General features: G+C 58.7%; 13 protein-coding genes. 5 read left to right on the top strand and 8 right to left on the bottom strand.

Going from position 1 to position 15,403, the window contains the following annotated elements:
- The first annotated feature begins 59 nt into the window (after positions 1-59).
- On the top strand, positions 60-1,820 hold the full coding sequence (locus BOA8489_RS14755; protein ID WP_093975060.1) for a glycosyltransferase family 2 protein: 1,761 nt from the start codon (positions 60-62) through the stop codon (positions 1,818-1,820).
- Here the strand turns inward: BOA8489_RS14755 and BOA8489_RS14750 are convergent.
- Positions 1,777-2,436: a GntR family transcriptional regulator gene (locus BOA8489_RS14750; RefSeq protein WP_093975059.1), complete on the bottom strand. Its 660-nt coding sequence runs from the start codon at positions 2,434-2,436 to the stop codon at positions 1,777-1,779. The genes BOA8489_RS14755 and BOA8489_RS14750 overlap by 44 nt on opposite strands.
- A gap of 109 nt (positions 2,437-2,545) precedes the next feature.
- On the opposite strand from BOA8489_RS14750, the gene BOA8489_RS14745 reads away from it, so the two are divergent.
- Together BOA8489_RS14745 and BOA8489_RS14740 are read left to right on the top strand one after the other, a co-directional pair.
- Positions 2,546-3,193, top strand: a complete 648-nt coding sequence (locus tag BOA8489_RS14745; RefSeq protein ID WP_093975095.1) for a pyrimidine 5'-nucleotidase — start codon at positions 2,546-2,548, stop codon at positions 3,191-3,193.
- Between the two features lie 38 nt (positions 3,194-3,231).
- The gene (locus BOA8489_RS14740) at positions 3,232-4,428 is read left to right on the top strand and encodes an FAD-dependent monooxygenase (RefSeq protein WP_093975058.1); all 1,197 of its coding nucleotides are present in this window, start codon (positions 3,232-3,234) and stop codon (positions 4,426-4,428) included.
- On the opposite strand, the gene BOA8489_RS14735 is transcribed toward BOA8489_RS14740, so the two are convergent.
- A complete protein-coding gene (locus BOA8489_RS14735; RefSeq protein ID WP_093975057.1) occupies positions 4,425-4,895 on the bottom strand; it encodes an Lrp/AsnC family transcriptional regulator in 471 nt (156 codons plus the stop codon). The two genes, BOA8489_RS14740 and BOA8489_RS14735, sit on opposite strands and share 4 nt — an antisense overlap.
- Positions 4,892-5,347: an Lrp/AsnC family transcriptional regulator gene (locus tag BOA8489_RS14730; RefSeq protein WP_093975056.1), complete on the bottom strand. Its 456-nt coding sequence runs from the start codon at positions 5,345-5,347 to the stop codon at positions 4,892-4,894. Before BOA8489_RS14730 ends, BOA8489_RS14735 begins: the two co-directional genes overlap by 4 nt.
- A 142-nt stretch (positions 5,348-5,489) precedes the next feature.
- Between BOA8489_RS14730 and ilvC the strand changes: the two genes are divergently transcribed.
- Together ilvC and BOA8489_RS14720 are read left to right on the top strand one after the other, a co-directional pair.
- Positions 5,490-6,512: a ketol-acid reductoisomerase gene (ilvC, locus tag BOA8489_RS14725; protein WP_093975055.1), complete on the top strand. Its 1,023-nt coding sequence runs from the start codon at positions 5,490-5,492 to the stop codon at positions 6,510-6,512.
- Positions 6,513-6,575: 63 nt separating this feature from the next.
- Complete coding sequence (locus BOA8489_RS14720) at positions 6,576-7,484, top strand: DMT family transporter (RefSeq protein WP_245813876.1); 909 nt, start codon at positions 6,576-6,578, stop codon at positions 7,482-7,484.
- On the opposite strand, the gene glmM is transcribed toward BOA8489_RS14720, so the two are convergent.
- The 5 genes from glmM to BOA8489_RS14695 form a co-directional block, all read right to left on the bottom strand.
- Positions 7,481-8,827: a phosphoglucosamine mutase gene (glmM, locus tag BOA8489_RS14715; protein ID WP_093975054.1), complete on the bottom strand. Its 1,347-nt coding sequence runs from the start codon at positions 8,825-8,827 to the stop codon at positions 7,481-7,483. The two genes, BOA8489_RS14720 and glmM, sit on opposite strands and share 4 nt — an antisense overlap.
- A gap of 123 nt (positions 8,828-8,950) precedes the next feature.
- Complete coding sequence (locus BOA8489_RS14710; protein ID WP_245813874.1) at positions 8,951-9,640, bottom strand: cell wall hydrolase; 690 nt, start codon at positions 9,638-9,640, stop codon at positions 8,951-8,953.
- Between the two features lie 180 nt (positions 9,641-9,820).
- On the bottom strand, positions 9,821-12,376 hold the full coding sequence (locus BOA8489_RS14705; RefSeq protein ID WP_245813873.1) for a putative PEP-binding protein: 2,556 nt from the start codon (positions 12,374-12,376) through the stop codon (positions 9,821-9,823).
- A gap of 234 nt (positions 12,377-12,610) precedes the next feature.
- Complete coding sequence (gene glyS, locus BOA8489_RS14700; RefSeq protein ID WP_093975053.1) at positions 12,611-14,863, bottom strand: glycine--tRNA ligase subunit beta; 2,253 nt, start codon at positions 14,861-14,863, stop codon at positions 12,611-12,613.
- Positions 14,864-15,394, bottom strand: a complete 531-nt coding sequence (locus tag BOA8489_RS14695; protein ID WP_093975052.1) for a DUF6446 family protein — start codon at positions 15,392-15,394, stop codon at positions 14,864-14,866.
- Positions 15,395-15,403: the final 9 nt, after the last annotated feature.

The following is a 15,403-nucleotide window of genomic DNA, read 5'->3' as shown; positions in this document are numbered from 1 at the left end:
CGATATGACACTAATGTGGCGTTCATGTTGGTTAGTGCTGCCCTTTTATCCGTGCATTCATGCCCGTGACGTTCCGGTCGCTGCGAAAACAAGCGGTTGAGGAACCGAAGCTGGATTCGAAACCCTCGAAAGACGGCCCTCTCCGTCTTGAAAGCATCCAGGCGGACGCGCGGTTTCTGGACGATATCACGCCCGAGTTCGCAATTCGCAATGAAATCCTACCCCTCCGTCGCATGGGCGTGGTCACACTTGTCGCCGCAGTGGACTACGAACGCTTTCAGACCACGCGCGCAACGCTAGAATCGCGGCTTGGCCCCGTTGCACATCTTCCCGCCTCGCGCGACGTCATTCGCGCCGCAATAACTGCCGCTGCCGGCCCCACATTGGCCCACAAGGCGTTGCGACACACATCTTTGCGGGAAAGCTGCCGCGCATGGTCCGGCCCGCGCTCGGCCGGCCGTCTTGGTGGTCTGGCAATTTTGCTTCTGGTGATGGGGTACTTAAATACCTCATTTCTCATTTGGACCGTCACGATCTGGGCAACGCTCACTCTGGTCGCCGTCACCGGCCTGCGCACCGCCGGTGCAATTGCCCAATTGCGCGCCTCGCGCACTCTCGGCGAAACTTGGCACTCCGCCCGCCCAGTCGCGCTTGCCAGGCACACCTACCCGAGCATTTCCGTGCTTGTGCCCCTGTTCAACGAACATGACATCGCGCCCCGCCTCGTCGCGCGGCTAAGCCGCCTCGAATATCCCCAGGACAAGCTGGAAGTCCTTCTTATTCTTGAACATTCCGACAGCGTAACCGCCAACGCGCTGGCCCAATCCGAGCTGCCGGACTGGATGCGCATTATCACCGTGCCCCCCGGTTCGCCGCAAACAAAGCCCCGCGCACTGAACTATGCGCTGGACTTTGCAAACGGAGAGATCATCGGCATCTACGATGCCGAGGACGCCCCCGCGCCCGACCAACTGCGCACCGTTGCCGATACCTTTGCCAAAGCCCCACCGAATGTCGCCTGCTTGCAAGGGGTCCTCGACTTCTACAACGCGCACAACACTTGGCTGACACGATGCTTTGCAATCGACTACGCCACCTGGTTCCGACTTGTGCTGCCCGGCTTGGTCCGGTTGGGGTTCGCCATCCCGCTCGGAGGAACCACGGTGTTCTTCCGCCGCCGAATCCTGGAAAAAATCGGCCGCTGGGACGCCCATAATGTCACCGAAGACGCCGATCTCGGTCTCAGACTGGCACGTCGCGGCTATCGCACCGAATTCATATCCTCGGTCACCTTCGAAGAAGCGATCGCCACTGTCCCCGCTTGGATCCGCCAGAGGTCGCGCTGGATCAAAGGCTATGCCGTCTCATGGGCAGTCCACATGCGCGCACCGAAACGGCTCCTCAACGAGCTGGGGCTCCGTAAATTCCTGGGCTTCCAGATCCTTTTTCTCGGTACGCTCTCACAGTTCGTCCTCGCGCCATACCTCTGGTCATTCTGGCTTGTTCTGGTCGGCTTGCCCCACCCACTGGGCCAGATCGCTCCGTGGGGAGTCGTCGTCGCCTTCGCTGTGGCGTTCCTGCTGTGCGAAATCGCAACCATCATCGCGCTGGCGCTCTCCGTCGCCACCCCGCGCCACCGCGATCTGATATGGTGGGTGCCCCTTATGCACCTCTACTTCCCGCTTTCGGCCTTCGCCTGCTGGAAGGCGATCGCGGAACTCACCACGCGACCGTTCTACTGGGATAAGACCGCGCATGGCGGCCCAACTAGTCGTCCTAAGCGCCGCTGGCGTCGGCGGCAGCTTCAGCATCACGTCTAAGCCGCGCTTCGTAAGCCCTTGAAATATGTCCCTTTAATTCCATTTGAGCGGCTTCCGCATCGCCTCGGGATATGGCGTCCACAACGGCGGCATGTTCCTCCAAAGCGCGCTCGCTGCGTCCTTCGGCAGCCAGCGACGTCGTCGTCATGAGCGCCATTGAGCGGTAAACAAGATCCAGTTGCTGCACCAGATACCTATTGTGCGATGCAAGATGGACTTGCCGGTGGAAACGGCGATTGGTCCGGCTTAATGCCGACGGATCACCAATGCGACCCTTATCTTTCTCGACAAACTCGCGCAGCAACCGCACCTCTTCCTCGGTCGCATGACGCGCCGCAAGCCGCGCTGCCAGACCTTCAAGTTCAGATCGCACGACATAAAGCTCGGCCATCTGGTTGTGATCCAGCGATGCCACAATCAAGGACCGCCCGTCGCGCGCCAAAAGCGATTGCGTTTCAAGCCGTTGCAAGGCTTCGCGAATAGGCGTGCGAGACACGCCGAACCGCTCTGCCAGTTCGCTTTCAACCAGCCGGTCTCCCGGGCGATATGTCCCCAGATCAATGGCCTGAAGGATCAACTGATAGGCGTCCTTTTGCCCCGCGCGTGCATCGGCCATATCCGCCGTTCCTCTTCTTTCACATACTTTTCTGACCCTATGACCCCGTACCCCTGCAAATCAAGCGCTCTTCATTGCCAAGTCGTCCTTGCTTGGATATGCCGCATCCATGCTTGCATCCGATTTTTCACATGTCACGACATGGGTCTTCGACCTCGACAACACCCTCTATCCGCCCGAGGCGCGGCTGTTCGATCAGATTGAGGTCAAGATGACGACTTGGGTCGCCGAAACGCTGAAAGTAACCCGAGCAGAGGCCGATCATCTGCGCAAGCACTACTGGCAGAAGTACGGCACGACTCTTGCCGGGCTAATGGCGGAGCATGGTGCAGATCCAGAGCCTTACCTCATTGAGGTGCATGAAATATCGATCGATCATCTGGAGGTGGATGCGCATCTGGCTAGCATGATCCGCGCTCTGCCAGGAAGACGGATCGTCTATACAAACGGCTCGGAACCTTATGCACGCCGCGTCCTCGCAGCGCGGGGCCTCGAAGGCCTTTTTGATGCGGTCTACGGTGTCGAACACGCCGAGTTTCGCCCCAAACCCGAGCGCCAAGCCTTTGAATCCGTGTTCAAAAAAGACGGAGTTCGCCCGGAAGCAGCGGCCATGTTCGAAGACGAGCCACGCAATCTCGCCGCGCCGCACGAAATGGGAATGCGCACCGTTCACGTCGCACCCATCGCCATTCCTGCTCCCCACATCCACCACCACACGCGCGATTTGGCGGGCTTCCTGTCGCAGGTCCTGCGTTAGCCCTTTTCGTGCGCGCGCCAGCCTCCTAGGTTAGACGTATGAACAGATCCGACGTCGACATATTCATCTCAGGTGGCGGCATCGCCGGCCTCACGGCAGCAGCCGCTTTCGCCCATCAGGGTTTGTCGGTCATTATCGCGGATCCAAGCATACCGCCCGAAACCATTGGCGCCGATGGCTCTGACTTGCGTTCGACTGCATTCTTGGCGCCCGCCCGCCAACTGCTTGAAGGCATTGGTCTTTGGGCCGCGGTTGCCGACTATGCTGAACCTCTGAACACCCTCCGCGTGATCGATTGCCATGGCAAGCCTCCCGAGCCCAGAACGGACCGCGCCTTTCAGTCGACCGACCTTGGCGCCCCAAGCTTTGGATGGAACCTGCCGAACTGGCTGACACGAAAGGTCTTGACCGAAACGCTGTCGAGTTCGGCGACAGTGGACCTTCGCCTTGGCGTCGGTTTTGCCCGGCTGGTCACACGCGAGCGAGAAGCCATCGTCACGCTGACATCTGGTGACCAGGTGCGCGCGCGTCTTGCAATTGCAGCCGACGGACGTGCATCGCCGCTTCGGGCTGCGGCCGGTATTGGATGCAAAACAACGCGTTACGGTCAAAAAGCACTTGCTTTCATCGTTGCTCATGACCTGGCACACGACAACGTTTCCACCGAGCTCTATTTGTCCGGCGGGGCCTTCACGACAGTTCCTTTGCCCGATCACAAGGGTCAGCATTGCTCAGCGATCGTCTGGATGAACGACGGAGCGGAGGCCGTCCGCCTTAGCGCATTGAGTGACGACGCCTTTTCGGCAGCCGCAACGACACGGTCCTGCCAAGTGCTTGGAAACATGACGCTTCTTTCGCCCAGAAACGTCTGGCCCATCGTGACACAGGAAGCTGAGGTTTTAACTTCAGAACGTGTCGCACTCATGGCCGAAGCGGCCCACGTTCTTCCACCGATTGGCGCGCAGGGCCTCAACACGTCATTGCGCGATGTCTCGATCCTTGCCGCGCTCGCTGCCTCGGATAAGGCCGCGTTAGGCACCAGAGATTTCCTTGCCGCTTACGAAAAAGCAAGGGGACGCGACATTCGCCTTCGCGCGCAATTCATTGATCTTTATAATCGAATTTGCCGATCTGATTTACCGCCGCTTCAGGACCTTCGCAGCGCAGGTCTAAAGCTGGTGCATGATGTGGCACCACTGAGGCGCAAAATCATGACCGCGGGTATGGGCCGTTAAGCGAGGTCGTGACCAAGCGGTCCCGGAAGCCGCTCTTCACTCAAAAGAACGTTAGACTCGATGTCTCCAACGCCTTGAATGGTCATGATGCGACGGCGCAAAACACGTTCGAAGTCACCAAGATCCCGAGCAACGACCCGCAGTCGGTAGTCATAAAGCCCAAGAACGTGGTGAACCGATTGCACCTCGGGTATTGCAGAAATTGCGCGTTCGAAATCAGAAATGCTGGTCCGCCCTTTGGCAGCCAATTTGATCCCCAAGAAGACGGTCACACCAAAGCCGACGCGCTCGAGGTCCAGCGCAATTCGATATCCGCCCAGAACGCCTGCATCCGTCAAACGCTTGATCCGCCGCCAGCACGCCGGCTGGCTCAGCCCCACCTTTCGACCAATTTGCCCCGCAGACAGGGTCGCGTCGGCCTGCAAGGCGGCAAGGATTGCACGGTCAGTGGCGTCGGTGTCGATCATAGCGGCAGGCTCGGGTCTGTCTTGACCGTGGCGACTGTCATCAGCGCCTCAAGATCGGCGATGTGGGGCAAGGTGAGAATACGCTCGCGATAAATCGATTGGTAATGCGCCATATCACGCGCAATCACGACGATGCGCACGTCGACGCGACCGAGAAAGGTTTGGATTTCAGTAACTTCAGGGACTTTTCTGGCGGCTTCAATAAACTGATCAAACGCGCGTGGGTCGCTTTTTTCCAAGGTGATCCGCAAGCTGACTTCGACTTCATACCCGAGCGCCGGCCAATCCACGCGCGCGTGACGCCCTTTGATGACGCCTGTGTCTGTCAACTTTTCGAGGCGTCTCCAATATGACGCCTGCGTCATGCCCGCGCGTTCCGCCAGTTTTGCTGTCGCCGCGCCCGGATCGGCCAGAAGCTGGCGCAGGACACGACGATCTAGATCATCTAGCATGAATTAATCCAATTATCTTAATTCAACGAATAGTTTTTATCCAGTATTAGGGATTAGATGCAATATTGAAATGTATATTGGATGCAAACGTCTATATTTCCCAGCAGATCAATTCACACTCCAGTTAGACGAGGAACGGACCATGCGCGTATATTATGACCGCGATTGCGATATCAATCTCATCAAAGACAAGAAAGTAGCCATCCTTGGCTATGGTTCCCAAGGCCACGCCCATGCGCTGAACCTGCGTGACAGCGGCGCGAAAAACCTGGTCGTTGCCCTTCGCGAGGGCAGCCCCAGCGCGAAAAAAGCGGAAGGCGAAGGCCTCAAGGTGATGGGCATCGCCGAGGCGGCGGCATGGTGCGATCTGATGATGTTCACGATGCCCGACGAGCTTCAGGCGGAAACCTACAAGAAATACGTTCATGACAATCTAAAAGAGGGCGCGGCGATTGCCTTTGCCCACGGCCTGAACGTTCACTTCGGTTTGATCGAGCCAAAAGCCGGCGTAGACGTGATCATGATGGCGCCAAAGGGTCCCGGTCACACTGTTCGTGGCGAGTATGTCAAGGGCGGCGGTGTGCCTTGCCTTGTTGCCGTTGATCAGGACGCGTCAGGCAAGGCGCTTGAGATCGGCCTCTCCTATTGCTCGGCCATTGGTGGCGGGCGCTCGGGCGTTATCGAGACGAACTTCAAGGAAGAGTGCGAAACCGACCTCTTTGGCGAGCAGGCTGTTCTTTGCGGCGGCTTGGTTGAATTGATCCGCATGGGCTTCGAAACACTGGTCGAAGCAGGCTACGCGCCCGAAATGGCCTATTTCGAGTGTTTGCACGAAGTGAAGCTGATCGTCGACCTAATCTACGAAGGCGGCATCGCGAACATGAACTACTCGATCTCGAACACTGCCGAGTACGGCGAGTACGTCTCTGGTCCGCGCATCCTGCCTTACGACGAAACCAAGGCGCGGATGAAAGAGGTACTGACCGACATTCAAACCGGTCGCTTTGTGCGTGATTTCATGGCGGAAAACATGGTTGGTCAGCCGATGTTCAAGTCTACACGCCGCATCAACGACGCCCACCAGATCGAAGAAGTCGGTGCGAAGCTGCGCGGCATGATGCCATGGATTTCCGACGGCAAGATGGTGGACAAAGCCCGCAACTAAGGCCACACCACACTTTCAAGGCCCCGGCGTTGTCCGGGGCCTTTTTCGTTTCAGGACCTGCCGATGCAACCCGACATCACGGCGAAAAGCTGGATCATGGTCGCGACCCTTGGACTAGTCTGGGGGGCGTCGTTTCTGTTTATCGAACTGGCGCTGGTCGGGATCGGTCCGTTCTGGTTGGCGGCGTCGCGGATACTGTTTGCAGGGCTTCTGACCGCCGCGATCTGGCAGCTCCGCGGCGGGCGGCTTTACGAGACAACGGCGAGCGCGCATTGGGCGCCTTTGTTGACGGTCGGTGTGCTGAGTTCCGCCCTGCCCTTCATGGCAATCTCTTGGGGGCAGCAATTCGTGACGTCAGGCTTTGCCGGCGTATCCATGGCGGCTGTGGCACTGATCGTGTTGCCGCTCGCACATTTTTTTGTGCCGGGTGAGCGGCTGACACTGCGCAAGACGCTGGGATTTCTAATCGGCTTTGTTGGGGTCGCCGTGTTGATCGGGCCTGAAGCCTTTCAATCAACAGGCGTGGACGGTGAGTTGCTGGGCCGGTTTGCATGCGTGCTTGGGGCGTCATGTTATGCGGTCTCTTCGGTGGTCATGCGTCGGCTCCCCCCAGTGGACCCAATAGGCTTGTCGGCAGTGACGCTGATGATAGGTGCTGTGCCAGTAACGGTTCTGGCCTTGATTATCGAGGGCCTGCCACCGGTCCCAAGCCGGGAAGTCATCGCCGTGATCCTGATACTGGGTCTTGTTCAGACGGCCGCGGCGAACCTGCTTCGTGTCATGGTAATCCGAAGCGCGGGACCGGTTTTCATGTCTCTCACGAACTATCAGGTACCACTCTGGTCGGTCTTGTTGGGCGTCTTGCTGCTCGGTGAAGCCGTCGAGCCGTCGCTGTTTGTGGCTATGGTCTTGATCCTTGCGGGCGTCTTTCTCAGCCAGTGGGGCGCGTTGAAACGCCTGTTTGCGCGCTAACCGGCGACGCTGGCAACCTCATCGACGATCGCGTCCACCAGACGAAGCAATTCGCCTTGGTCTTCACACTCGGCCATGACACGGATCAGGGGTTCGGTCCCGGATTTTCGGATCAGGACGCGGCCCTTGCCTGATAGCGTAGCTTCTGCGCTGGCGATGGCATCTTTGACGCGAGGATCGGACAGCGGGTCATTCCCCTCTTCGAAGCGCACGTTTTTCAAAAGCTGCGGAACTGGCTCGAAGGCCTGACGCAGAGCGCTCGCCGGTTGACCGGTACGCTTCAACTCAGCGAGGAACTGCAAGCCCGCCTGAAGACCGTCACCCGTCGTGGCAAAGTCGGTCATGACGATGTGGCCGGATTGCTCGCCGCCGAGGTTAAAGCCGCCTGCCCTCATCGCTTCAACGACATAGCGGTCACCGACGGACGTTCGATGCAAAGATACACCTTTAGTGCTGAGGTAACGTTCAAGCCCAAGGTTCGACATGACCGTGGCGACCAGCGTGTCATTCGCAAGGCGTCCTTCGGCTGACCAACGTGCAGCGAACAGGGCCATTATCTGATCGCCATCCGCGATGTGGCCGTTCTCGTCGATGATCATCACGCGGTCCGCATCACCATCAAGGCAGATGCCAACATGCGCGCCATGCGCGACAACAGTTTCAGCCGCGAGGCTGGTACTCGTCGAACCGCAGCCATCGTTGATGTTCTTGCCGTTCGGGGAAACACCGATCGGAATAACCTCGGCGCCAAGCTCCCAAAGGACCGCGGGCGCGGCTTTGTAGGCCGCTCCGTTCGCGCAGTCGACAACAACCTTGAGGCCGTCGAGCGTAAGGTCATGCGGAAATGTAGATTTGACGCGTTCGACATAGCGGTAAAGACCGTCGTCGATGCGCTTGGCGCGTCCGATGTTTTCGGCAGCGGCGGGAGCATTTTCGCTTGAGATGGCAGCCTCTATTTCGGCTTCTGCCTCGTCGTTCAGCTTGAAGCCATCGGGACCGAAGAACTTGATACCGTTGTCGTGGTGGGGGTTGTGGCTAGCGGAAATCATCACGCCCACATCGGCGCGCATCGAACGCACCATCATGCCGACTGCGGGCGTTGGCACGGGTCCAAGTAGCAGCACGTTCATGCCCGTCGAAGTGAACCCGGCGGTCAAGGCGTTCTCGAACATATATCCGGAAAGCCGCGTATCCTTGCCAATGACGACACGATGCGCCGGCGAACCATCGCGACGGAAATACCGGCCTGCCGCTGCGCCAATCCTGAGCGCAAGTTCTGCGGTCATCGGATAGGTGTTGGCAAGGCCGCGCACACCATCGGTGCCAAATAGCTTTCGGGTCATGTGACTGTCTCGTTTCTTATGCCTCACGCATGAGTAACACGTCGGTGCGTGCTCTGCACAGAGGGCAGCGCGTGCCTTTCAGCAAAGCGGCGCCTAGATTTGTGACAGTGTGAAACAGAAGGTCTAGTTCTGCGCGACGCGGCTCGGTTCGCGATAGAAGTGATGGTAGCCGATTGTCGTCGTGCGCGGAAATACACGGGCCCAACGCGGGTTCACGGATTTGGTGTGATAATGCGTCGCCCCGTCTGTCAATTCGCGCTCGGCGCCGTCGAGCATGAAGCGCGCAATCTTGCCGAGTTTCTTGTAGGCGTTCATTTCCGTGATCGTTTCAGGCTGTCCGTCACAGGTATAGGTGAACTGGCAGCGATAGCGCTCACCGGTGCCTTGGTTCACAACGTCACACACGGAGCCAGGATAACGCTTGTCGTCGACACGGTTCAGGATTACCTCGGCCACGCCCAAAATGCCTTTGAGTGACTCTCCGCGGGCCTCGAAGTAGAGCGCTTCGGTCAGACAGGACCATTGCTCACCGCCGCTTGCCGGGGGCATGGCCGCCAATTTCGTGGAAGTGAGATCATCAACGCTTTCAAGCACGGGGCCACCCTGATCGCTTGGCATCCGCGTCAGCCGTGCCATGTCGCGCGCGCCAAAGGCGGCAAGAGCATTGGTTTCGGCGCCGAACAGGCTGCCCAATCTTTGATTCAAAGATACGGTCGGATTGTTCGATGTGCCCATCGTCACATCGGCCACCGCAGGTACACACAGGGTCGAAGCAGCGATAAATGCCGCGACCCATTTCATGGGTTTTAACATCTTGGAGCCCCCTCCAGAACTTGTGGTTGACCGGTATTGGCCGCCTTCATTTAGCGGGGCGCATACCCAAAGGACGCCCAAACGTCCACCCTAGGCCTGTGCGACAGAGTGTTCCGCAAGGGGAAATGAACGCGAAAAGCAGGCTCTTGACGCATTGCTACATTTTTAGGCAATTGATTTCTATGGTCTTTTGGGCCGCGGACCGTCTGTTAACGCTATATGTGCGGCAGCTAGTCGCGCGACGGGCACACGGAAGGGTGAACAGCTTACATAGTCGAAACCGGCGTCGCGGCAAAAGGAAATCGAATCAGGGTCACCCCCGTGTTCACCGCAAATCGACAGTGTTATTTCGGGCTTGCCCTTGCGTCCCCGCTCGGCCCCGAGCGTCAGTAACTCGCCAACGCCTTCAACGTCCAGCCTGTGGAATGGGTCTTCGGGGAAGACGCCTTGATTGACGTATGCGCCCATAAAGCGTCCCGCGTCATCGCGGCTGAGACCATAGGCCATCTGTGTCAGATCGTTGGTGCCGAAGCTGAGGAACGCGCAATGAGGGGCGATCTCTTCGGCGCGCAAGGCGGCGCGCGGAGTTTCGACCATGACGCCGAGGCGGTAGTTGAATTCGGCGCCTGTTTCCGCCCGCACCGCCTCTGCAACGGCCTTGATCCGCTCGCTAACCAGCTCGACCTCACGGCGGGCCGACACAAGCGGAATCATGATTTCAGGGATGATGCTTTCACCGTCTTTGCTGGCAGCAATAGCCGCAAGGAAAATCGCACGGGCCTGTGCCTCGTAGATCTCAGGCATCGTCACACCAAGACGCACACCGCGCAACCCAAGCATCGGGTTGAATTCACTCAAGGCTTCCACACGGCGCGTCACTTTTGACAAGGACAGATCGAGCGCATCGGCAAGATCACGCAAGGCGTCGCGTCCCGAAGGCAGGAATTCATGAAGCGGCGGATCGAGGAGACGGATGCATACCGGCAACCCTGACATGATTTTGAAAAGATCTGTCAGATCAGACACTTGCATTGGTACTAACCGCTCAAGCGCGGCTTTGCGGCCCTCGGTGTTTTCGGCAAAGATCATCTCGCGCATGACGATCATGCGGTCGCCTTCAAAGAACATGTGCTCGGTGCGGCAAAGCCCGATGCCTTCCGCATCAAAAGCGCGTGCAACCTTGGCTTCGGCAGGCGTGTCGGCGTTGGCGCGCACGGCAATGTCGCGTACCTGGTCGGCCCATCCAAGCAGCGTACGGAACGCGTCGTCAAGCGCGGGCTCAAGCAAGGGAACGTCACCGCCCAGGATTTGACCCGTGGTTCCGTCGATCGTGACGATGTCTCCGGCTTTCAACGTCCGTCCATCAGGCAAAGTTATTAAATTATCTTTTCGATTCAATATGATATCGGACACACCGACAACGCCGGGAAGCCCAAGACCCCGCGCGATCACTGCTGCGTGGCTGGTCATGCCGCCGCGTTCGGTCAAAACACCCTGCGCGGCATGCATGCCGCGAATGTCTTCCGGGGAGGTTTCGCGACGCACCAGAATACAAGGCTCGCCGCGCGCCGCGCTGGCCTGGGCGTCGGCGGAATTGAACACAAGGCGACCGGTCGCAGCCCCCGGACTGGCCGCGACGCCGCGCGCCAGAACATCGCGCGGTGCCGCCGCATCCACCTGACGGTGCAGCATTTCCGACAAGGCGCGTGGTTGGACGCGCAAAATCGCGTCTTCGCGCGAAATGATCCCGTCTTCCGCCAGAGAAACGGCAATCCGCATATTGGCGCGTTCCGATCGGGCAATCCGAACCGCGTCCAGAACGCTGAGATTTCCACCGTCCAGCGTGAATTCAATCTGCATTTCTTCGCGCAGTTGTTCCCGACACACCCTTCCATACCCCAAAAGTGTTTCGAAAACCTGAGGGCATAGCTCTTCAAGTGAAATACCGCGGTGGTCGCGCGTCAGGTATAGCGCGCCTTCCGCATTCAGCGCATCGCGGCCTTGGCTTTGGCTGAGGTAGCGCCCGGTGATTTGGGGCATTCCGGTGGTCGGTTCGGCGAACTGTATGACGCCCGAGCCGGATTCGGGCGGGCCAAGGCCAGGGGCCATCGCTTGCACCACAAGTCCAAGTCCCGCATCCGCCGGCGCGCCCCGTGCCTGCCGCAGCAAACGCGCGGTCGTGCCCTCCCAGGCGCGCGCCATGGAACGCAGCACGCCCGTAAGTTGATACGCTGGGCCTTGAGGGAAGGTTTCGTCTGTCTCTTCCTCGTAGGTATCGAGCATTGCGTGCAGCGTTTCTGCCGAGATTTCGTCTTCAATTACAAAGAGATCAGGATCGAGGTGGGCGACATGAACCGAATAGGTCGTAATGAAACGCGCATAGAGCTTGTTGGCTGCTTCATGCCCCAGAAGGTTGGCATATTCTGCATGGCGGGCACTGTTCATGCCGATGTTCAGGATCGCACCGGGGCCGCCCCAGTCGGGGTCTTCGGATGAAGGCCGCACCGACACGAGGGGGGCTTCTCCGAAGTGGTCGAGAATGGCTTGCGTGTCGATCTCTTCGCCAGACGCGATATGGCGCACGGTTGTGAATGGCAAGGCGACGGTTTGCGGAACCGGTAAATCGAGGCGGATCAGGCGTTGCAAACACTTGGCGCGGCCGCCATGCGTGTGCGTGGCGACGTTTGCCGTTGGGTCGACGACAATAAATTCAGATATTTCAACGAGTTTCTGCACCGCGGCGATTCCTTCCGACACAGCATACGCACATGCAGAGTCCGATCAAGGACTGTCAGAAAAGATTGACACTAAGTCGCGGGATGCGTGTCTACGCGGTCGCATCGCAAAGCGGGTTTTGGGGCCCGAAATGGTGGAAACTGACGCATCGGTGCCACGTCGGTATGACGTCGGTTTTACGTCGGTGCGCCCGTTCTTTGCGTTTACCCCGGCTTAACCTCTGCCCCGCTCGGGTCAGGAGGCTTCGATGCGCGTCAGGTCCACGACGGCCAGGCAGGCGGCACTGATACGGTGAAGCAGGTTCAGACGGTTCCGGCGCAGGATCGCGCTTTCCGCGTTGACCTGAACCGCTTCGAAGAAGGCGTCGATGGGCGCGCGCAGACCGGCAAGTGCGGACATCGCGGCGGCGAAGTCTTCGGCCTCCATTGCGGGCGTGATGGCGGCTTCGGCAGAGTCGAGGGCGGCGAACAGGGCCGTTTCTTCGGGCGTTTCGGCCAGTTTGGTGTCGGGACCAAAGGAGTATTCGACGCCGTCTTTTTCCTCGGCCTGACGGAGGATGTTGTGGGCGCGTTTGAAGCCCTGGATGAGGTTTGTGCCGTCGTCGGTGGCGAGGAAGGACTGAAGCGCGGTAGCGCGGTTGACGAGGAGCGTGAGGTCGTCGGCTCCTGGCATGGCGAGGGCGGCGTCGATCACATCGTGACGGATGTCGCGGTCGCGCAGGTAGACTTTGAGGCGGTCGTGGAGGAATGCGAGGAGGTTGGCAAACGTTTCGTCAATGCGGGCGAGCAGCTCATAGTAGAGATCAAATGTATCCGAACTATCGCCTGTTGAGCTCGCAAATGCAGCTCTTGCAGCTGCGGATGTGTCATGAAGAGAAACGGCGACGGAAAAATCGAGGCGTTCACCAACAAACTTGTGAAATTCCAGGTCTGTGCCCCGCAAGTTAGACCGTTCTAAGAGTAGATCGTAAGTCGTCTTTCTAAACACACGCCCAACTTGAATTCTGGTATTATTCTCCAACACTAACCGAATAACGCCCAAAGCCGCCCTTCTCAGCGCAAACGGGTCTTTACTCCCCGTCGGCTTCTCATCAATCGCCCAGAAGCCCGTGAGCGTGTCGATCTTATCTGCAAGCGCCACGGCCACCGACACCGGATGCGTCGGCACATCGTCAGACGGGCCAAGCGGCTGGTAGTGTTCTTCGCAGGCCTCTGGCACGCCGTCGTTGTGACCGGCGGCTTGGGCGTAGTATTTGCCCATGGTGCCCTGAAGTTCCGGGAATTCGTAGACCATTTCGGACGCAAGGTCGGCTTTCACTAGGCGTGCGGCTTCTTCGGCGAGGTCGGGTTTTGCGCCGACGATTGGGGCAATCTCGCGGGCGAGGACAGCGATGCGGTCAACCTTTTCGGCGACGGTACCGAGCTTGTTGTGGAAGGTGACCTGAGACAACGGCTCACCTAGACCAGTCATGCCGATTTGCGCGACCTTTCGCAGATCGTTCTCCCAGAAGAACTTCGCATCTGCCAGACGGGCGGACAGAACTTTTTTATTGCCCGCAATAATCGTCGCGCCGTGGTCGTCGGTTTCGACGTTGGAGACGGTGATGAAATGCGTGATGCGGCCCGACTTGTCCCTCACCGAAAAGAACTTCTGATGTTCTTTCATTGAGGTTTGCAAAACCTCGGGCGGCAGGTCGAGGAAGTCCTCGGCGATTGCCCCCATGAGGACGACGGGCCATTCGACGAGGCCGGCGACTTCGGCCAACAAGCCCTTGTCTTCAACGACCTCCAGACCGTTGGCAAAGGCCGCCTGTGTCGCGTCGTGCCAGATGGTCTCCATACGTTGTTCAGCGGACAGGATAACGTGCGCTCGTTTCAGCTTTGCGGCGTAATCCTCGAAACTCGCGACGGAAAACCGAACCGGGCTGAGGAAGCGGTGGCCGGAGGTCATGTCGGACGATGTGATGCCGTCAATGTTGAGATCGACAATGTCGGTTTCGCCGTTTTCACTCAGTATGCAGACGATGGAATGCAAGGGGCGTACCCAGCGCATCGACCCTGCCCCCCAGCGCATGGACTTGGGCCAGGGGAAGTTACGAACGGTTTTTTCCAGCGTTTCGGCGATGATCTCGGATGCGGTGCGACCCGGCTTTTCGATCTTGGCAAACCAGACCTGACCCTTTTTGTCGTCTCGTGCTTCAAGTTGCTCTTTGGTCAGACCAGTTGAGCGCAGGAAGCCTTCAAGCGCTTTTTCAGGCGCATCGGTGCGCGGGCCTTTGCGTTCTTCATGAACGGTAGGGCTTTCGGCCAGAAGTCCTTCGACGCTGAGCACGAGGCGGCGCGGCGTGGCGAAGGCGCCGGCGCTTTCATAGGTCAGGCCCGCTTCGACAAGGGCGTCCGTCATCAGCCGTTTCAGATCGTCGGCGGCGCGCGACTGCATCTTGGCAGGGATTTCTTCGGAAAAGAGCTCGATCAGGAGATCAGGCATTTACTCGGTCCTCTCGGGGGGCGTGGGACAGCCTTCGGGGGGCGCGTTGCCGTCGAAGACTTCCTCGCCGCATTCGTTGATCTGGTGCCAGACAAAGCCACGGCCGTCTTCATGGATCGCGACGATGCGGTCGATTCCGTATGTCACGTTTTCAGTGCCCATGAAGGCGAATGCGGTGCCTGTATCGAGGGCTTCGGCGATGGCGTCGGCGTCAAAGCAGTCGAACCAGCCCGGTGCGTTCAGGGGCGTTGGTGTGTCGTAGAGTTCGTAGGTTTCGGTCATCATCGCAAGCGATTGCGGTGTCGTGAAACAGGCGCGATAGCGGATGGGCGAGCTGTCGGCGTCGATGGCCTGAAAGTCGGAGAAGAGGATTGATTCGGGCGCGTCTGTGGTGACGCTGGTTATCTGGACCATGTCGTCGGACGTGGCTTCGATGGTTTCATAAAACCCGTATTCCTGCAGGTAATATACGCCGGCTCCGCCGAAGACGCCGGTTGCGATGAGGATAATGCCGATCACTTTGCCGTTCATGCCTTTTGC

This window comes from Boseongicola aestuarii (assembly GCF_900184815.1).
In the GTDB taxonomy this organism is placed as follows: Bacteria; Pseudomonadota; Alphaproteobacteria; order Rhodobacterales; family Rhodobacteraceae; genus Boseongicola; species Boseongicola aestuarii.
The sequence above is the reverse complement of the archived record's forward strand: the minus strand, read 5'-3'. Positions and strand labels throughout refer to the sequence as shown.